General features: G+C 71.0%; 16 protein-coding genes. 3 read left to right on the plus strand and 13 right to left on the minus strand.

Going from position 1 to position 19,217, the window contains the following annotated elements; translation table 11 throughout:
* Nucleotides 1–99 precede the first annotated feature (99 nt).
* Complete coding sequence (locus tag AMK31_RS19885) at nt 100–2,259, plus strand: ATP-binding protein (RefSeq protein WP_073941924.1); 2,160 nt, start codon at nt 100–102, stop codon at nt 2,257–2,259.
* 22 nt (nt 2,260–2,281) lie between these two features.
* Here AMK31_RS19885 and rpsD read toward each other — a convergent pair whose 3' ends face one another.
* The 5 genes from rpsD to AMK31_RS19910 form a co-directional block, all read right to left on the minus strand.
* Entirely contained in the window at nt 2,282–2,896 is a 615-nt protein-coding gene (rpsD, locus tag AMK31_RS19890; protein ID WP_073941925.1) for a 30S ribosomal protein S4, read from the minus strand.
* Nucleotides 2,897–3,197: 301 nt separating this feature from the next.
* Nucleotides 3,198–4,553 (minus strand): replication-associated recombination protein A, encoded by a 1,356-nt coding sequence (locus AMK31_RS19895; protein WP_073941926.1) that lies wholly within the window; start codon nt 4,551–4,553, stop codon nt 3,198–3,200.
* A 47-nt stretch (nt 4,554–4,600) separates the two neighbouring features.
* A complete protein-coding gene (locus AMK31_RS19900; protein WP_073941927.1) occupies nt 4,601–5,269 on the minus strand; it encodes a vitamin K epoxide reductase family protein in 669 nt (222 codons plus the stop codon).
* A gap of 185 nt (nt 5,270–5,454) precedes the next feature.
* Nucleotides 5,455–6,717 carry a histidine--tRNA ligase gene (hisS, locus tag AMK31_RS19905; protein ID WP_073941928.1) on the minus strand — a complete coding sequence of 421 codons (1,263 nt, stop codon included), beginning with the start codon at nt 6,715–6,717 and terminating at the stop codon, nt 5,455–5,457.
* 13 nt (nt 6,718–6,730) lie between these two features.
* Nucleotides 6,731–7,438 carry an MBL fold metallo-hydrolase gene (locus tag AMK31_RS19910; RefSeq protein ID WP_073941929.1) on the minus strand — a complete coding sequence of 236 codons (708 nt, stop codon included), beginning with the start codon at nt 7,436–7,438 and terminating at the stop codon, nt 6,731–6,733.
* 170 nt (nt 7,439–7,608) lie between these two features.
* Between AMK31_RS19910 and AMK31_RS19915 the strand changes: the two genes are divergently transcribed.
* Nucleotides 7,609–8,427: a peptidylprolyl isomerase gene (locus tag AMK31_RS19915; RefSeq protein ID WP_073941930.1), complete on the plus strand. Its 819-nt coding sequence runs from the start codon at nt 7,609–7,611 to the stop codon at nt 8,425–8,427.
* Between the two features lie 134 nt (nt 8,428–8,561).
* Nucleotides 8,562–9,791, plus strand: coding sequence for a DUF349 domain-containing protein (locus AMK31_RS19920; protein ID WP_073941931.1), 1,230 nt, complete (start codon nt 8,562–8,564; stop codon nt 9,789–9,791).
* A gap of 71 nt (nt 9,792–9,862) precedes the next feature.
* Here AMK31_RS19920 and AMK31_RS19925 read toward each other — a convergent pair whose 3' ends face one another.
* From AMK31_RS19925 to ruvC, 8 genes are all read right to left on the minus strand, one after another.
* A complete protein-coding gene (locus AMK31_RS19925) occupies nt 9,863–12,436 on the minus strand; it encodes a RelA/SpoT family protein (RefSeq protein ID WP_073941932.1) in 2,574 nt (857 codons plus the stop codon).
* A 171-nt stretch (nt 12,437–12,607) separates the two neighbouring features.
* On the minus strand, nt 12,608–13,147 hold the full coding sequence (locus tag AMK31_RS19930; protein WP_073941933.1) for an adenine phosphoribosyltransferase: 540 nt from the start codon (nt 13,145–13,147) through the stop codon (nt 12,608–12,610).
* Nucleotides 13,144–14,247, minus strand: coding sequence for a protein translocase subunit SecF (secF, locus tag AMK31_RS19935; protein WP_073941934.1), 1,104 nt, complete (start codon nt 14,245–14,247; stop codon nt 13,144–13,146). The genes AMK31_RS19930 and secF overlap by 4 nt, the downstream gene beginning before the upstream one ends.
* Nucleotide 14,248: 1 nt before the next feature.
* A complete protein-coding gene (gene secD, locus AMK31_RS19940) occupies nt 14,249–16,018 on the minus strand; it encodes a protein translocase subunit SecD (protein WP_073941935.1) in 1,770 nt (589 codons plus the stop codon).
* A gap of 132 nt (nt 16,019–16,150) precedes the next feature.
* On the minus strand, nt 16,151–16,630 hold the full coding sequence (yajC, locus tag AMK31_RS19945; protein WP_073941936.1) for a preprotein translocase subunit YajC: 480 nt from the start codon (nt 16,628–16,630) through the stop codon (nt 16,151–16,153).
* 163 nt (nt 16,631–16,793) lie between these two features.
* A complete protein-coding gene (ruvB, locus tag AMK31_RS19950; RefSeq protein WP_073941937.1) occupies nt 16,794–17,864 on the minus strand; it encodes a Holliday junction branch migration DNA helicase RuvB in 1,071 nt (356 codons plus the stop codon).
* A 115-nt stretch (nt 17,865–17,979) separates the two neighbouring features.
* Entirely contained in the window at nt 17,980–18,585 is a 606-nt protein-coding gene (gene ruvA / locus AMK31_RS19955) for a Holliday junction branch migration protein RuvA (protein ID WP_073941938.1), read from the minus strand.
* On the minus strand, nt 18,582–19,121 hold the full coding sequence (gene ruvC, locus AMK31_RS19960; RefSeq protein WP_073941939.1) for a crossover junction endodeoxyribonuclease RuvC: 540 nt from the start codon (nt 19,119–19,121) through the stop codon (nt 18,582–18,584). The genes ruvA and ruvC overlap by 4 nt, the downstream gene beginning before the upstream one ends.
* Nucleotides 19,122–19,217 lie beyond the last annotated feature (96 nt).

Below are 19,217 nucleotides of genomic sequence, written 5' to 3' on the forward strand. Positions count from 1 at the left end.
GCCGGGGCTGCCCGTCCGTACCGCATTACCGGGCGGGACCAGCGGAGTTGCCTCCGGCATTTGTACGCAGTGCATACGATTGAGTACGCTCCGTATCCCATGCGGGACCAACACAGCGGCGACACCTCCCGGACCGGCAATCTCCCCTGGGAACTCGACGGGTTCGTCGGACGGACCTCCGAACTCGCCGCCCTGACGGCGGCGCTCGGCGCCGCGCGGCTGGTGACCGTGACCGGCGTCGGCGGAGTCGGCAAGTCGCGGCTGGCCGCGCGCGCCGCCGCCGGTGCCGCGCCCCGAGACGGGGTGTGGCGCGCGGAACTGGCCCCGCTGCGCGACCCGGAGTTCGTCGACTACGCCGTGATGGAGGCCCTGGGCCTCACCGACCACACCACCCGGCAGCCCCGCGAGACGCTGCTCGGCCATCTCGCCGACCGGCAACTGCTGCTGGTCATCGACGGTTTCGAGCACCTCGTGGACGCTTGCGCCGCGCTGGTCGTGGAGCTGCTGCGCGGGGCGCCGGGACTCACGGTCCTGGCCGTGGGACGCCGGCCGCTCGCGGTGTCGGGCGAGCGGCTGTTCCCGCTGGCGCCGCTGGGTGAGGACGAGGCGGTGGCGCTGTTCGCCGACCGGGCGGCCCGGCAGGGGCTGCCGCCCGGCGACGAGCGGACCGTACGGGAGCTGTGCCGGCGGCTGGACGGTGTCCCGCTGGCGATCGAGCTGGCCGCGGGGCGGCTGCGGGCCCTCTCCCCGGAGCTGCTGCTGGACCGGCTGGAGGACCGGTTCCGGCTGCTGACGGGCGGTGGGCGGGACGGGCTCCCCCGGCACCGGACGCTGCGTACGGCGATCGGCTGGAGCCATGAGCTGTGCACGCCCGAGGAGCGGCTGCTGTGGTCCCGGCTGTCGGTGTTCACCGGGCCCTTCGACCTGGAGGCCGCCGAGTACGTGTGCGCCGGGCACGGTCTGCGCGCCGAGGACGTCCTGGACGTGCTGGACGAACTGATCGCGCAGTGCGTGGTCGGGCGGGAGCCGGGCGGGACGCCGGTGCGCTACCGGATGCTGGACACGGTCCGCGCGTACGGCGCCGAGTGGCTGGAGGCCACCGGTGACGCCGGCCGGCTTCGGCGGCGGCACCGCGACTGGTACCTGGGTCTCGCCACCTGGTGCGAGCTGGACTGGTTCTCGCCCCGCCAGTGCGAGGTGGCCGCCCGGGTGGCGGCGGAGCTGCCCAATCTGCGCAGCGCCCTGGAGTTCTGTCTGGCCGAGCCCGACGAGGCGCATCTGGCGCAGTACCTCGCGGGCTCCCTGTGGTTCTGCTGGGTCGGCTGCGGGCGGCTGGCCGAGGGCCGGCACTGGCTGGAGCGGGCTCTGGCGCTGGACTCCGACCACGAGCAGCCCCGGCTGAAGGCCCTGTGGGTGCTGGGCTATGTGGCCATCCTGCAGGGCGATCCGGTCCCGGCCCTTGCGGCGCTCCAGGAGTGCCGGGAGGAGGCGGAGCGGTCGGGGAGCGCGACGGCGCTGGCGTACGCCGAGCACCGCACCGGCTGTCTGGCGCTGGTCACGGACGACATGGCGCGTGCGGAGACCCTGCTGCGCTCGGCTCTGGACCGCTACCGGGAGATCGGCGAACTCAACAGCAACGTCCTGATGGCGCAGGTCGAGCTGGCCATGACCCGGGCGTTCCAGGGCGATCTGCCGGACGCCGTGCGGCTGTGCGAGGACGTGCGCCGGGTGTGCGAGGACCACGGGGAGCGCTGGGCCCGGGGCTACGCGCTGTACGTCCTGGCGTACGCCGCCTGGAGCGAGGGCGACACGGACCGCGCCCGCGTCCTGCTGACGGAGTGCGTGCGTGGCGCGCACGGCTTCCGGGATCTGCTGGGCTGCGTGCTGGCGGTGGAGCTGCTGGCGTTGGTGACGGCGACGGAGGGCGACCCGGCGGAGGCGGCGGTGCTGCAGGGCGCGGCGGCCCGTATCTGGCCGTCGGTGGGGCTGCCGCTGTTCGGCTCGGCGCACTACAAGGGCCCGCACGAGCTGTGCGAGGCGATGGCCCGGGAGCAGCTGGGCGACGAGCGGTACGAGGAGTGCGTGCGGGAGGGCGAGCGGCTGGAGCGCGCGGAGGCAGTCGCCCGGGTGCGGCAACGGGGGCGTATCCGCAACGCGGTGCCGGGCCCGCGCGGGCCGGTGCGGGAGGCGCGAGGGTCGGCGGACACGCAGAAGCCCGCCGGCTCGCCCACCCGGAAGGGCGGGGAGACGGCGGGCTGACGCAGGAGGTGCTACACCCGGATCAACGGGCGTAGTACTCGACGACGAGCTGCTCGTCGCAGATCACCGGGATCTCCTTGCGGTTCGGCTCACGGTCCAGGCGGAACGCCAGGGCGCGGAGGTTCACCTGGAGGTAGCGCGGGGTCTCGCCGTCGGGGGCGAAGCCACCCTCACGGGCGATCGAGAACAGCGTCTTCTCACGGCTGCGCTCGCGAACCTGCACGACGTCGTCCGGGCGGACACGGAACGACGGCTTGTCGACCTTCTGGCCGTTGACCTCGATGTGGCCGTGCACGACCATCTGGCGGGCCTGGTAGATCGTGCGGGCGATGCCCGAACGCAGGACCAGGGCGTCGAGACGGCGCTCGAGCTCGACGATCAGGGCCTCACCGGTCTTGCCCTGCACCTTGGAGGCACGCTCGTAGGCGCGGACCAGCTGACGCTCGGAGATGTCGTACTGCGCGCGCAGACGCTGCTTCTCCAGCAGACGGACCTTGTAGTCCGAGTTCTGCTTGCGGCCGCGGCCGTGCTCACCCGGCGGGTAGGGACGGGCCTCGAAGTACTTGACGGCCTTCGGGGTCAGCGCGATGCCGAGGGCACGCGACTTCTTGACCTTGGGGCGGGACTGGTTCGCCACTTGTCTCTCATTTCTGGTGTTCGGCTTGTCAGAGTTGAGGGAGGTCGCATCCGCAGCCGGGGAATCCCGCCGGGTCCGCATGGGACCTGCCGGGCAGCCGCTCCCCTGGTCTGGGCACATACGTGCAGCACGCGAGTGGCCCACCGACCGAATCCGGGATTCCGGGTGGTGGTGGGCTGCCCGCGACACCGTTCGACGGTGCGCGACGCTCCTGGAGCCGATCCGCTGGGGACCGGTTCTCCGGCTGACTGTCCCGTTCTGACTGCACAGGACGCAGCGCTTCAACGATCCTACAGGGTGCTCAGGACCGCCTGCGACCGAGGTGCTTCCTGGTCCACTCCACGGCGTCCGCGTACCGTGCCTCCGCGCCGTGCCGGCTCGGGGTGTAGTACTCGCGGTCCTTCAGGGCGTCCGGCGCGTACTGCTGGGCGGCGATGCCCTCGGGCAGGTCGTGCGGATAGACGTACCCCTGCCCGTGGCCGAGCTTGGCGGCGCCCTTGTAGTGGGAGTCGCGCAGGTGCCCGGGCACCGGCCCGGCCAGTCCCTTGCGTACGTCGTCCAGGGCGGCGCCGATCGCTGTGGTCGCCGCGTTGGACTTGGGGGCGAGGGCCAGGGCGATGGTGGCGTGGCTGAGGGTGAGCGCGGCCTCGGGGAAGCCGATCATGGCGACGGCCTGGGCGGCGGCGACCGCGATCGGCAGGGCGCCCGGGTCGGCGAGTCCGATGTCCTCGCTGGCGGAGATCATCAGGCGGCGGGCGATGAACCTGGGGTCCTCGCCCGCCTCGATCATGCGGGCCAGGTAGTGCAGGGCGGCGTCGACGTCGGAGCCGCGGATGGACTTGATGAGGGCGCTGGCCACGTCGTAGTGCTGGTCGCCGTCGCGGTCGTACTTCACCGCCGCGCGGTCGACCGTCTCCTCCAGGGTGGTGAGGGCGATCTCCGGTTCGCCCTTGTCGAGCGCGGCCCCGGCGGCGGCCTCCAGGGCGGTCAGCGCGCGGCGGGCGTCGCCGCCGGCGATGCGCAGCAGGTGCTCCTCGGTGTCCTCGGGGAGGGTGACGGCGCCCTTGAGGCCGCGGTCGTCGCTCAGCGCCCGGCGGAGCAGCCCGCGGACGTCGTCGTCCGTGAGGGGTTCGAGGGTGAGCAGCAGGGAGCGCGACAGCAGCGGGGAGATCACCGAGAAGTACGGGTTCTCGGTGGTCGCCGCGATCAGGGTCACCCAGCGGTTCTCGACGGCCGGGAGGAGGGAGTCCTGCTGGGCCTTGCTGAAGCGGTGGATCTCGTCGAGGAAGAGGACGGTCTCCTTGCCGTACCCGCCGGTGGCGCGGCGGGCGCCGTCGATGACCGCGCGGACCTCCTTGACCCCGGCGGTGATCGCGGACAGCTCCACGAAGCGCTTGTTGGTGGCCTTGGAGACGACGTACGCGAGTGTCGTCTTGCCCGTGCCGGGCGGGCCCCACAGGATCACCGAGGACGGTCCGGCCGGTCCCCCGGAACCCTCGCCGACCAGCCGGCGCAGCGGCGAGCCGGGCTTGAGCAGGTGCTGCTGGCCCACCACCTCGTCGAGGGTGCGCGGGCGCATCCGCACGGCCAGGGGGCTGCCGGTCGGGTCCTTCTCCTGGCGTTCTTCTGCGGCGGCGGTGAACAGGTCGGGCTCCACGCTGGAAACCCTAAATCACCGCACTGACAATCCCCCCGGGCGCCGGGTCAGGCCCAGAGCTGGCTGCCCCAGCGGGTCATGATCAGCATGACGATGATGCCGACGTGCGTGACCGGCAGCACCCAGGTGAACTCGCCGAGGAAGTTCCTGAGCCCGGCCGGGGCGGGCAGGAAGCCGTTCCGGACGTTGAAGGACGTCAGGTACCAGAACATGACGATGGTCGCGACCCAGGCCAGCGAGCACCACAGGCACAGCGCGTTGATCTCGTACAGCGACTGGATCATCAGCCAGGTGCAGAACCCGACACCGAAGAGCGTGCCCGCGTTGAAGGTGAGCCAGTACCAGCGCGGGAAGCGGGCCCGGGCGAGCAGGCTCATGCCGACGCAGATCACGATGCCGTAGGCGACGAGGCCGAGCATCGGGTTGGGGAACCCGAAGACGGACGCCTGCTCGCTCTCCATGACGCTGCCGCAGGACACGATCGGGTTGAGGCTGCAGCTCGGGGTGAACGTCTCGCCCCTGGCCTTGGCTTCCAGGATCTTGAACTTGTCGAGGGTGATGACCCAGGCGGCGAGCAGCCCCGCCGCGCCCGTGATCACCAGCAGCAGGGCGAAGGCCCGGCTGCCGCCCACCGTGCGCGGCTCGTCGGCGGTGTGCCGCGACTGCGGCCCGGGCTCGGGCTCGGTGGAGACGTCCTGGACTGTCGTCTTGCTCATCACGCCGATTCCGTCACTTGAGGGAGGTGGACCTGCTTCCGGCATCGGACATTGTGCCGCACACCCCTGTGTGGCCACCGTTCGCTGCGCATAAGGACATACGGCCGAAGGCCGTCCACCGTTCGGATCCGGACATGCCGGGAGCGCCGGGGTTCCCTTGTCCCCGGCGCTCCCGCGAGGCCTTCTCAGCCGAGCCGTGCCTCAAGCTCGGCCACGATCTCGTTGACGCCGATCGAGGTCTGCTCGCCGGACTCCATGTCCTTGAGCTGGACGACGCCCTCGGCGAGGTCCCGCTCACCGGCCACGATCGCGTAGCGGGCGCCGCTGCGGTTGGCGTTCTTCATCGCTCCCTTGAGGCCCTTGCCGCCATACGAGAAGTCGGCCGCGATCCCCGCCTTGCGCAGGTCGGTGACCTTGGCGAACAGCACCCGGCGGGCCTCCTCGCCGAGCGGCACCGCGAACACGCTGGTGCCGGCCGGGATGTCGAGCTCGATGCCCTCCGCCTCCAGGGCGAGGACGGTGCGGTCGACGCCGAGGGCCCAGCCGACGGACGGCAGCGCGGGGCCGCCGATCATCTCGGACAGGCCGTCGTAGCGGCCGCCGCCGCCCACCGCGGACTGGGAGCCCAGACCGTCGTGGACGAACTCGAAGGTCGTACGGGTGTAGTAGTCCAGGCCGCGGACCAGCTTGGGGTCGTCCTCGAAGACGACACCGGCGGCCGTGATCAGCTCGCGGACCTCCTCGTGGTACGTCTTGCAGGCGTCGCAGAGGTAGTCGCGCAGCAGCGGGGCGTTCGTCAGCTGCTTCTGGACCGACTCACGCTTGTCGTCGAGGACGCGCAGCGGGTTGATCTCCGCGCGGCGCAGGGTGTCCTCGTCGAGGTCGAGACCGCGCAGGAAGTCCTGGAGCGCGGCCCGGTAGACCGGGCGGCACTCCTTGTCGCCCAGGCTGTTGAGCAGGATGCGGAAGTCGCGCAGCCCGAGCGAGCGGTACGCCTGGTCGGCCAGGATGATCAGCTCGGCGTCCAGCGCGGGGTCCTCGGCGCCGATCGCCTCGGCGCCGACCTGGGAGAAGTGCCTGTAGCGGCCCTTCTGGGGGCGCTCGTAGCGGTAGTACGAGCCGGAGTACCAGAGCTTGACCGGGAGGTTGCCCGCCTTGTGCAGGTTGGCCTCCAGAGCCGCGCGCAGCACGGAGGCGGTGCCCTCGGGGCGCAGGGCCAGCTTGTCACCGCCCTTGGTCTCGAAGGCGTACATCTCCTTGGTGACGATGTCGGTGGACTCGCCGACACCGCGCGCGAACAGCTCGACGCTCTCGAAGCCGGGCGTCTCGATGTAGCCGTAGCCGGAGTTGCGCAGCGGGGCGGCGATCGCCTCACGCACCGCCAGGTACTTCGCGGAGTCCGGAGGGATCAGGTCGTAGGTGCCCTTGGGGGCCTGGAAGGTGCTCACGGAAGTCTCTCGTCTACATTCCTCGTCGGGGAGCCTCGACGGCTCCCTGGCCGGCGGCCACCTGCCGCAGATAGGGGTTGGTGGCGCGCTCACGGCCGATGGTCGTCTGGGGGCCGTGGCCGGACAGCACCACGGTCGAGTCCTCTAGCGGCAGGCACACGCGGGCGAGCGAGTCGAGGATCTCGGCCATGTCACCGCCGGGCAGGTCGGTGCGTCCGATGGAGCCGGCGAACAGCAGGTCGCCCGAGAAGAGGATCGGCGGGATGTCCGCCGCCTCGGGCAGGCCGAAGGTCACCGACCCCTTGGTATGGCCGGGCGCGTGCGCGACGGTGAGCTCCAGACCGGCCAGCTCCAGCTTCGCGCCGTCGGTCAGCGTCCTGACGTCGTCCGGCTCCCCCACGGTCAGCTCGCCCATCAGCTGCGTGCCGATGGAACGGCCGAGGGCCTTCTCGGGGTCGCTCATCATGTACCGGTCCTCGGGGTGGATCCAGGCCGGTACGTCGTGCGCGCCGCACACCGGGACGACCGAGGCCACGTGGTCGAGGTGGCCGTGGGTGAGGACGACGGCGACGGGCTTGAGCCGATGCTTCTTCAGCGCCTCTTCGACTCCTGGGGCCGCTTCGTGGCCCGGGTCGATGATCACGCACTCCTCACCGGCGGCGGGGGCGACCAGATAACAGTTGGTCCCCCAGGCCCCGGCGGGGAACCCGGCAATGAGCACGATCGTCCTTCGTTGTGTCGATACGGGCGGCTACAGCTTCCGTAAGAGCCTACCGGCGCTGCCGTTTCCTCAGCGAACCCATATACGGTACGGGGCACACGCAGGCGGTCGGCTCACCAGACGCACGCGTACCACCCGTCGACTTACGAGACGTATGAGGAGTAAACCCGGTGGTCAGCCAGGAGCAGCGGCGGCGTCAGCTCGCCCGGGAGAAGTTCTTGCGGCAGCAGCAGCGGCGAACCGACGCGCGGCGCAAGGCCCGCGTGCGCAACGCGGTGATCGCATCGGCTCTGGGCGTGGTCCTGGTCGGCAGCCTCGCGCTGTACACGACCGGGGTCCTCAAGGACGACGGCAAGGAGAACGCGGGCGCGGAGGTCACCCCCAGCGCGACGGCCCCGAGCACGCCGCCGGACCCGTGCGACAAGCCGGCCAAGGGCGAGGTCGAGTCGATGAGCTGGAAGAAGGAGCCGGCGATGAGCATCGACAAGTCGGCGAAGTACTCGATGAAGCTGGCGACGACCTGCGGTGACATAGACGTCGCGCTGAAGACGTCGGCGGCCCCGCACACCGTGAACTCCTTCGAGTTCCTGGCCGGCAAGGGCTACTTCGACCACACCAAGTGCCACCGGCTCACCACCAACGGCATCTACGTGCTCCAGTGCGGCGACCCGACGGGCAGCGGCAGCGGCGGTCCCGGCTACACCATTCCGGACGAGAACCTGAAGGACAAGAGCCTCAAGGACAACGTCTACCCGGCGGGCACGGTCGCGATGGCGAACACCGGGCAGAAGAACAGCGGAGGCAGCCAGTTCTTCCTGGTCTACCAGGACAGCCAGCTGCCGCCCAGCTACACGCCGTTCGGTACCGTTTCGGAGTCGGGCATGAAGGTTCTGAAGAAGATCGCCGCCGCCGGTGAGAGCACCGGCGCCGGTGACGGGGCCCCGAACGCGACGGTCGTGATCGACAAGGCGACCGTCACGAAATCCTGACCGCCAACTGCGAATTTCGGTCGCGCGGGATGCGGACAGGCAACCCGCCGGTCGCCTATGTTGGCCGTGACGAAACTGTGGACGATGCCCGGGGGAGCTGAGGCCCCCCGCAGGCATCATGTGGAGGAGGCGCTGTGAGCAGCGACCCGTGGGGCCGCGTCGACGAGACGGGGACCGTGTACGTGCGTACGGCCGACGGCGAGCAGGTCGTCGGTTCCTGGCAGGCCGGCTCCCCTGAGGAGGCGCTGGCCTACTTCGAGCGCAAGTACGAGGGCCTGGTTGTCGAGATCGGCCTCCTCGAGAAGCGAGTGCAGACCACGGACCTGTCGGCCAAGGACGCCCAGGCCGCCATCGACCATCTGCGCGAGCAGGTCGACGCGCACCACGCCGTCGGTGACCTGGACGCCCTGCGGACCCGGCTGGACAAGCTGGTGCAGACCGTCGAGAAGCGCCGCGAGGAGCGCAAGGCGCAGCGGGCCAAGCAGTCCGACGAGGCCCGTCACGCCAAGGAAGCGCTGGTCGTGGAGGCGGAGGAGCTGGCGCAGTCCGACCAGTGGCGGGCGGCCGGCGAGCGGCTGCGGGCGCTGGTGGACACCTGGAAGGGTCTGCCGCGCCTGGACCGCAAGTCGGACGACGAGCTGTGGCACCGCTTCTCGCACGCCCGCTCGGCGTTCTCCAAGCGTCGCAAGGCGCACTTCGCGCAGCTCGACGCGCAGCGCGAGGAGGCCCGCAAGACCAAGGAGCGGCTGGTCGCCGAGGCCGAGGCGCTGTCGAACTCGACCGACTGGGGTGCGACGTCCGCCCGCTACCGCGAGCTGATGGCGGAGTGGAAGGCCGCGGGCCGTGCCCAGCGCGAGCACGAGGACGACCTGTGGAACCGCTTCCGCGGCGCCCAGGACGTCTTCTTCGCCGCGCGCAGCTCGGTCTTCGCCGAGCGTGACGCCGAGCAGGCCGAGAACCTGAAGCTGAAGGAGGAGCTGGCCGAGGAGGCCGAGAAGATCCTCCCGGTGACGGATCTCAAGGCCGCGCGGGCCGCGTTCCGCTCGATCAACGAGCGCTGGGAGGCCATCGGCCACGTCCCGCGTGACTCCCGGCCGAAGGTCGAGGGCCGGATGCACGCGGTCGAGCGGGCCATCCAGGAGGCCGAGGAGGCCGAGTGGCGCCGGACCAACCCGGAGGCACGCGCGCGTGCCGCGGGTCTGACCGGCCAGCTCCAGGCGGCCGTGGACAAGCTCAAGGGCCAGATCGAGCAGGCTCGCGCCCAGGGCAACAACGCCAAGGCCGAGAAGCTCGAGCGTGAGCTGGAGGGCCGGCAGGCGCTGCTGGACCAGGCGCTGAAGGGTCTGCAGGAGTTCGGCGGCTGAGACCGCACGCGAGAGGGCGCCCGCACCGGAAAGTGCGGGCGCCCTCTCGTATGCCCTGTGACTCGTACGCGCTACGACCGGTTGCGCGCCGACGTCACCCGGTACACGTCGTAGACGCCCTCGACGCCCCGGACCGCCTTCAGGACGTGGCCGAGATGCTTCGGGTCGCCCATCTCGAAGGTGAAGCGGGAGGTGGCGACGCGGTCGCGGGAGGTCTGGACGGCCGCGGAGAGGATGTTGACGTGCTGGTCGGACAGGACGCGGGTGACGTCCGACAGCAGCCGGGAGCGGTCCAGCGCCTCGACCTGGATGGCGACCAGGAAGACCGAGGACTGGGTGGGCGCCCATTCGACGTCCAGGATCCGCTCGGGCTCGCGGGACAGTGACTCCACGTTCACACAGTCGCTGCGGTGAACCGATACGCCGCTACCGCGTGTGACGAAGCCGATGATCGGGTCGCCGGGCACCGGGGTACAGCAGCGGGCCAGCTTGACCCACACGTCCTCGACGCCCTTGACGACCACGCCCGGGTCGGCGCTGGTACGGCGCTTGCGGCTGCGTCCGCGCGCCGGCGGCACGCTCTCGTCGATCTCCTCGGTGGCCGCCTCCTCGCCGCCGAAGGCCTGGACGAGCTTCTGCACCACGTTCTGCGCGGAGACATGGCCCTCGCCGATCGCCGCGTACAGCGCGGAGATGTCCGGGTAGCGCATCTCGTGCGCGAGGGTGACCAGGGAGTCGCCGGTGAGGATGCGCTGGATCGGCAGGTTCTGCTTGCGCATCGCGCGGACGATGGCGTCCTTGCCCTGCTCGATCGCCTCGTCGCGGCGCTCCTTGGAGAACCAGGCGCGGATCTTGTTGCGGGCGCGCGGCGACTTCACGAAGCCGAGCCAGTCGCGGGAGGGCCCCGCGCCGGTCGCCTTGGAGGTGAAGACCTCCACCAGGTCGCCGTTGTCGAGGGTGGACTCCAGCGGTACGAGACGGCCGTTGACCCGGGCCCCTATGGTGCGGTGGCCGACCTCGGTGTGGACGGCGTACGCGAAGTCGACCGGGGTGGCCCCGGCGGGCAGCGCTATGACGTCGCCCTTGGGGGTGAAGACGAAGACCTCGTTGCGGGACAGGTCGAAGCGCAGCGACTCCAGGAACTCGCTGGGGTCCTCGGTCTCCTTCTGCCAGTCGAGGAGCTGCCGCAGCCACGCCATGTCGTTGATGGCGTCCTTGTCCTTGCCGGACGCCTTGGGCACGTCGGTGCGGACCTTGGAGGCGCCGGCGACCGCGTCCTGCTTGTACTTCCAGTGCGCGGCGATGCCGTACTCGGCGCGGCGGTGCATGTCGAAGGTGCGGATCTGCAGCTCGACGGGCTTGCCGTTGGGGCCGATGACCGTCGTGTGCAGCGACTGGTACATGTTGAACTTGGGCATCGCGATGTAGTCCTTGAACCGGCCGGGGACCGGGTTCCATCGCGCGTGCACCGTGCCGAGGGCCGCGTAGCAGTCGCGGACGGTGTCCACGAGGACGCGGATGCCCACCAGGTCGTAGATCTCCGCGAAGTCCCGGCCGCGGACGATCATCTTCTGGTAGACGCTGTAGTAGTGCTTCGGGCGGCCGGTGACCGTCGCCTTGATGCGGGCGGCGCGCAGGTCCTGCTGGACCTCGTCGGTCACTATGGCCAGATACTCGTCACGCTTCGGTGCCCTCTCGGCCACCAGCCGGACGATCTCGTCGTACATCTTGGGGTAGAGGATCGCGAAGGCGAGGTCCTCCAGCTCCCACTTGATGGTGTTCATGCCCAGGCGGTGGGCGAGCGGCGCGTAGATCTCCAGGGTCTCGCGCGCCTTCTTCTCCTGCTTCTCGCGCTTGAGGTAGCGCATGGTGCGCATGTTGTGCAGGCGGTCGGCGAGCTTGATGACCAGGACGCGCGGGTCCTTGGCCATGGCGACGACCATCTTGCGCACGGTCTCGGCCTGGGCGGCCTCGCCGAACTTGACCTTGTCCAGCTTGGTGACGCCGTCGACGAGCAGGGCGACCACGTCGCCGAAGTCGCGGCGCAGGTCCTCCAGGCCGTACTCGGTGTCCTCGACGGTGTCGTGCAGCAGGCCCGCCATCAGGGTGGCCGGATCCATGCCCAGTTCGGCGAGGATGGTGGTGACGGCGAGCGGGTGCGTGATGTAGGGGTCGCCGCTCTTGCGCTTCTGGCCGCGGTGCCAGCGCTCGGCGACCTGGTAGGCGCGCTCGATCTGGCGGAGCGTGGCCGTCTCGATCTTGGGGTCGTTGCTCCGGACTATCCGCAGCAGCGGCTCCAGGACCGGGTTGTACGGGTTCGCGCGCTGTACGCCGAGGCGGGCGAGGCGGGCGCGGACGCGGTTGGAGGAACCCGTGCGCGCGGGCTGCGGCGGCGAGGCCGGGCGGATCGGGGGCGTCGGCGTGACGGGGGTCCCGCCCGGACCGGAGCTTGCCGAAGGTCCTTGGGCGCGCTCGGGAGGAGCCGGCTTGGGGCGCGCCTGCTCGGCGTTCTTGGCGACGGGCGCGGACTGGGCGTCCTGAGCCGTCCCGCGGTTGTCGTCCTTCGCGTGCGGCGCGGGCTTGGCCGCGGGCTCCGAGCCTTGCTCGGGCTTTGCGGCGGTCAGGTGCTGGGCCTCGTCTGGCAAGAGGGCTCCTCGTGCGCGATCCGGGTCCCCCGGTCAGGCTCCGGAAACCCCATGGTAGCGATCCTGGGCTCCGGGATCGCCTTCAGGCCGATGTGAAGGCCGTCTACGGGGGAAACGCATGGGGCGGGCGCCGGATTCCTCCGGGCCCGCCCCATGCGGTGACGCGATGGCTCAGACGACGAGCAGCGCCTCCAGCGGAGCGCCGTCGAGAGCCGGTGCCAGGCGGCTGCGGCCGTCGAGGAAGGCCAGCTCCATCAGCACCGCGACGCCCGCGACCTGGGCGCCGGCGCGGCGGATCAGCTGGAGGGACGCCTCGGCCGTGCCGCCGGTGGCGAGCACGTCGTCGATGACCAGGACGCGGTCGTCCGCGGTCAGGTCCTCGGCGTGCACCTCGATCTCCGCCGAGCCGTACTCCAGGTCGTAGGACTGGCGCAGGGTGGCTCCGGGGAGCTTTCCGGCCTTGCGGACCGGGATGAAGCCGACGCCCGCGCGGACGGCGACCGGGGCTCCGAGGATGAAGCCGCGGGCCTCCAGGCCGACGATCTTGGTGGCGCCGGTGCGCTCCACGATCTCGGCGAGCGCGTCGGTGAGCGCGGTGAAGGCCGCGGGGTCCGCGAGGAGCGGGGTGATGTCCTTGAACATCACCCCGGGCTCCGGGTAGTCGGCGACGTCGCGGATGCGGCTGAGCAGCAGCTCCTTGATGTCGGTCATCGGCGCTTCCCGGAGGGTCGGCCGCGGCCCCGGGCACGGGAGGCGGGCTCGTCGCGCGGGCCGACGACCGCGGCGGCGGCGTCGGCGTACGCCTCGTCGCCCGTCTCCCCGGTCTGCGGCTCGCCCTGGTCGCCGCCCTGCGCCCGCTTGGCCAGGACGCGCTTGCGCAGGGACTTCATCTGCGGCTCGAGCTCCTTGAGGTCGGCGACGAGCGGCGTGGCGATGAAGATCGAGGAGTACGCGCCGGCCGCGAGACCGACGAACAGCGACAGCGAGATGTCGTTCAGCATGCCGGCGCCGAGGACACCGCCACCGATGAACAGCAGGCCCGCCACCGGCAGCAGCGCGACGACCGTGGTGTTGACCGAACGGACCAGGGTGCTGTTGATGGACCGGTTGGCGATGTCGCTGTAGGTCCAGCGGCTCTGCTTGGTGATGTCCTTCGTCTGCTCCTTGAGGCTGTCGAAGACGACGACCGTGTCGTAGAGCGAGTAACCGAGGATGGTCAGCAGACCGATCACCGTGCCCGGCGTGACCTCGAAGCCGACGAGGGCGTAGATGCCGACCGTGATGGTGATGTCGTGGATCAGGGCGACGAACGCGGCGACGGCCATGCGCCACTCGAAGGCGATCGCCAGGTAGATCACCACGAGGACGAGGAAGATGCCGAGGCCCTGCCAGGCCTTGTTGGCGATCTGGTCACCCCAGCTGGGGCCGACCAGCTCGGCGTTGATCTTCTCGCCGTCGACCTTCATGTCCTCGGCCAGCCGGTCCTTGATCCGGTCGGACTGGTCGGTGTCGATACCGGCGACCTGGATGCGAAGGCTGCCGTTGCCGAGCTCCTGGACGATGGCGTCGTGGCCGGAGGCCTCTTCCGCGTAGTCCTCGGCCTGGGAGACGGAGACGGAGGTCTTCGGGGTGGTGAAGACGGCACCGCCCTGGAACTCGATGCCCATGTTGAGGCCGCGCACCGCCAGGCCGACGATGGCCGTGATGGTGATCAGTATCGAGATGCCGTACCAGATCTTGCGGTTGCCGACGAAGTCGTAGCTGACCTCGCCACGGTGCAGTCGGGCGCCGAGGTTGCCGAGCTTCGACATCTCACGCCTCCTTCGGGTCGACGGGGGCGGCGGGACGGCGGGTACGGCGCAGCGGCGGCCGGGCACCCAGACGCTTCGGGTCGAGGCCGGACCACGGATGTCCGCTGGCGAAGAACTTGCGGCGGGCCAGCAGCGTCAGCAGCGGCTTGGTGAAGAGGAACACGACCACGACGTCGAGGACGGTCGTCAGACCGAGCGTGAACGCGAAGCCCTGGACCTTGCCGATGGTGACGAGGAAGAGCACCGCGGCGGCGAGGAAGGAGACGAAGTCGGAGACCAGGATGGTGCGCCGGGCGCGCGGCCAGGCCCGCTCCACCGCGGGGCGCAGCGAGCGGCCCTCGCGGATCTCGTCCCGGACCCGTTCGAAGTAGACGATGAACGAGTCCGCCGTGATGCCGATGGCGACGATGGCGCCGCAGACGGCCGGCAGGTTCAGCGCGAAGCCGATGGCCGGGCCGAGCAGGGCCATGATCACGTAGGTGAGGGCGGCGGAGACCAGCAGCGAGGCGATCGCGATGAGCGACAGACCGCGGTAGTAGACCACCAGGTAGAGCACGACGAGGGCGAGGCCGATGGCGCCCGCGATGAGACCGGCCTGCAGCTGCTCGCCGCCGAGCGCGGCGGTCACCGTGGTGACGCTGTCCTCCTTGAAGGTCAGCGGCAGGGCGCCGTACGACAGCATGTTGGCGAGGCCCTGGGCCTCCTGCTGCTGGAAGTTGCCGGAGATCTCGGCGTTGCCGCCGGTGATGGCCTGGCTGACGTACGGGCTGGAGACGACCTCGCCGTCCAGCACGATGCCGAACTGGTTCTGCGGGTCGGCGTTCTGCGCCAGCTTGCCGGTGATGTCGGCGAACTTCTTGCGGCCGCTGTCGGTGAAGTCCATCTGGACCTTCCAGCCGGCGCCGCTCTGGGTGTCGTAGACGGCCTGGGCCTTCTTGACCTCGGTGCCGTCGACGGCGGCCGGGCCGAGCAGGTACTTGTACCAGACGCCGTTGATCTCGCCGCAGCCGACGGTGGTGTCCTCGGGCTTGAAGCCGTCACCGGCCTCGTTGCGGGCCTTCTCCGTGCTGCAGTCGAGCGCGGCGTACTTGGCCTGGGCGTCGCCGTCCTTGCCGGTGGCGGCGCTCGCCGACGGGGAGGCGTCGGCCGACGGGGAGCCGGAGGCGCTGCCGGACGGGCTGGGGCTGGCCTTCAGGGCGTCCGTGACGGCGCGGCCCTGGGTGGTGGCGGAAGCGGAAGGGGCCGTCGCGCTCTCGGACGCGCCGGCGGAGGCGGAGGCGGACGGGCTCGCCTTGTCGTCGTCGGCGGGCTTCCCGGAGGCGCTCGAGGAGGCGCTGGGCGAGGGGCTCGCGGCGGCGGCGCCCGTGGGCTCGGCGGCGAGCACGGGGCGGAAGTAGAGCTTGGCGGTGGTGCCGACCTGGTCCCGGGCCTGCTCGGAGTTGGTGCCCCTGGGGATGTTGACGATGATGTTGCGGTTACCCTGCGTCTGGACTTCCGACTCCGAGACGCCAAGACCATTGACGCGGCGCTCCATGATGGAGACCGCGGTGTCCATGTTGGTCTTGTTGATCGCTGCCTCGTTGCCGTCCTCCGGGACGGCGCGGAGCGTGATGCTCGTGCCGCCGGCCAGGTCGATGCCGAGCCGCGGAGTGGTGTGACCGGAGACGAACATGCCGCCGGTGAGCGCCACGATGGCGATCAGGATCAGGGCCAGCGAGCGCCCCGGCTTGCTCTGGGCGCTCGCGTTCCGGCCCCTTTTAGGTGCTGCCACCTTCTCGTACTCCCTCTCGGGCCGCCACGCGCCGGGTGGGCGTGCGGGCGGCCATGACATGGTGTCGGGATCCCGCGCGGGATGCGCATGTCCCGGGGCACGCGAGGGCCTCTCGCGCGCCCCGGGACATCACTACTTCGCGTCGGCGTCGCCGTCGGTCTTCTTCGGCGCCTCGTCCGCGGTGGTGTCGTCGGAGGGCTCCGCGTCCTTCTTGCCGAGGTCGACGGCCTTGTCGTCGGAGGCGGCGGCAGCGTCGGAGTCGCCGTCGGTCCCGGTGAGGGCGGAGGCGTCGTCCGGGACGAGGTCCGAGTCGGACTTCAGGTCGTGCTCGATGCCGTGGACGATGCGGTTGTACTCGTCGTCGGACAGGACGGCACCGATCGCGTTCTTGGCGAAGAGCAGCTCGACGCCCGGCCCGGCGTCGAGGAGGACCGTGTCCTCACTGACCTCCTTGACCGTCGCGTACATGCCCCCGATCGTGCGGACACCGGAACCGGGCTGCATCTGGTTCCGCATGTCGATGGCCTGCTGCTGCTTCTTCTTGGCCGACCGAGTCATCAGGATCATGGCCCCGATGAGCACGATGAACGGGAGGAGGGTCACGAGACTCACGGGTCGGTACTTCCTTCACACGACCGCGATGGTGAGCGGCCTGATGGTTGGGGGTATGTGTGCCGCCGACTAGAGCGGCATCGGCGGAGTCTAAGCGAGTCCGCGCGCATGGAACAACGCTCAGCATGGCACCGGGGTTCCTGGTCCGGCGAATCCCTCGCCGTCACGCCCCGAACAGGTCCTGTTGTCCGTTTCCCCCGCCCTGCGCTCGGGGCGCGGTGAGGCCGAGATGCGCCCATGCGGCGGGAGTGGCGACGCGACCACGGGGTGTGCGGGCCAGCAGGCCCTCCCGGACCAGGAAGGGTTCGGCGACCTCCTCGACGGTCTCCCGCTCCTCCCCCACCGCGACGGCGAGCGTCGACAGACCGACCGGACCGCCGCCGAACAGCTTCAGCAGGGCCTCCAGCACCGCGCGGTCGAGCCGGTCCAGGCCACGGGCGTCGACCTCGTACACCGACAGGGCCGCCGCCGCGATCTCCCTCGTGATGACGCCGTCGGCCTTGACCTGGGCGTAGTCCCGGACCCGGCGCAGCAGGCGGTTGGCGATGCGGGGCGTGCCACGGGAGCGGCCGGCGATCTCGGCGGCGCCGTCCGCGTCTATCTCGACGTCCAGCAGGTTCGCGGAGCGGTGGACGACACGCTGGAGCTCGGCGGGCTCGTAGAACTCCATGTGCGCGGTGAACCCGAAGCGGTCGCGCAGCGGGGGCGGCAGCAGACCCGCCCGGGTGGTGGCGCCCACCAGGGTGAACGGGGGCAGTTCGAGGGGGATGGCGGTGGCGCCGGGGCCCTTGCCGACGATCACGTCGACGCGGAAGTCCTCCATCGCCATGTACAGCATCTCCTCGGCGGGCCGGGACATGCGGTGGATCTCGTCGAGGAACAGCACCTCGCCCTCCTGGAGGGAGGAGAGGATCGCCGCGAGGTCGCCGGCGTGCTGGATGGCGGGGCCCGAGGTGATGCGGATGGGGGCGCCCATCTCGGCCGCGATGATCATCGACAGGGTGGTCTTGCCGAGGCCGGGGGCGCCGGAGAGCAGCACGTGGTCGGCGGTGGCGCCGCGCGCGCGGGCGGCCCGCAGGACCAGGTCCAGCTGCTCGCGGACCTTCTCCTGGCCGATGAACTCGCCCAGGTCCTTCGGGCGCAGCGCGGCCTCGACGGCCTGGTCCTCGCGGTCGGCGGACGCACCGACGAGCCGCTCCTCGGCGGAGGTGTCGGTCGTGTCGTCCCAGTTCATGGAGTGTGCCTCGGGGGTCGCGGTCGGATGGGTCGTACGCGGAGGGGGCGCCGCTCGCGGGGGTGGTTTCCGGCCGAATCGGAGCCGGGGCGCCTCTCCGCGGGCGGCGCGGGCGTCAGCGGGCTCTGTTGAGGGTCTGGAGAGCCGCCTTCAGCAGCGCGCCCACCTGCGGGGTGCCCTGCGCGGCCTCGGCCTGCGGGGTCACGGCGGCCACGGCCTCGTCGGCCTCGCGGGTGGCGTAGCCCAGGCCGATCAGGGCGGCGTGCAGCTGGTCGCGCCAGCCGGAGCTGACCGGGGCGCCGACGGCGGGGGCGCCGATGGGCTCGCCGAGGCGGTCCTTCAGCTCCAGCAGCAGCTTCTGGGCGCCCTTCTTGCCGATGCCGGGGACGGCGGTGAGCGCCTTCTCGTCTCCGGTGGAGACCGCGCGGCGCAGGGCGTCGGGGCTGTGCACGGCGAGCATGGCCTGGGCGAGGCGGGGGCCGACGCCGCTGGCGGTCTGCAGCAGCTCGAAGACCTGGCGCTCGTCGTCGTCGGCGAAGCCGTACAGCGTGAGGGAGTCCTCACGCACGACCAGGGAGGTGGCGAGCTTGGCCGGCTGGCCCACGCGGAGCGTGGACAGGGTGTTCGGCGTGCACTGGACGGCCATGCCGACACCGCCGACCTCGACCACCGCGGCGTCCGGGGCGAGGGCGGCGACCGTGCCGCTGACGAAGGCGATCATGTCGTACGGCCTTTCGTTGCGTGTGCTGCGTGCTGGGCGACCGCCTGCTGGAGGCGGTTCTGGGCGGGGGCGCGCCAGATGTGGCAGATGGCGAGTGCGAGGGCGTCGGCCGCGTCGGCGGGCTTGGGCGGCGCGGCCAGCCGCAGCAGGCGGGTGACCATGGCGCCGACCTGGGCCTTGTCCGCGCGGCCCGATCCGGTGACGGCGGCCTTGACCTCGCTGGGGGTGTGCAGGGCGACCGGGATGCCGCGGCGGGCGGCACACAGCATGGCGACGGCGCTGGCCTGGGCGGTGCCCATCACCGTACGCACGTTGTGCTGGCTGAAGACGCGCTCCACCGCCACGTACTCCGGCCGGTGCTCGTCGAGCCACTGCTCGATGCCCTGCTCGACGGCGACGAGGCGGTCGCCGAGCTGGGCGTCGACCGGTGTGCGGACGACCCCGACGCCGAGCATGGTGAGCGGTCTGCCGGGCACGCCCTCCACGACTCCGACACCGCACCGGGTCAGTCCCGGGTCCACCCCCAGTACGCGCACCCGCCCCTCCTTCAATCGCCTGTTCGTGCAGGCTATCGGGTGGCACTGACAACGCCGCACAAAGCGACGGGCCGACGGGGTGTGTCCCGTCGGCCC

Origin of the sequence: Streptomyces sp. TSRI0107 (genome assembly GCF_001905845.1) — a bacterium.
GTDB lineage: Bacteria > Actinomycetota > Actinomycetes > Streptomycetales > Streptomycetaceae > Streptomyces.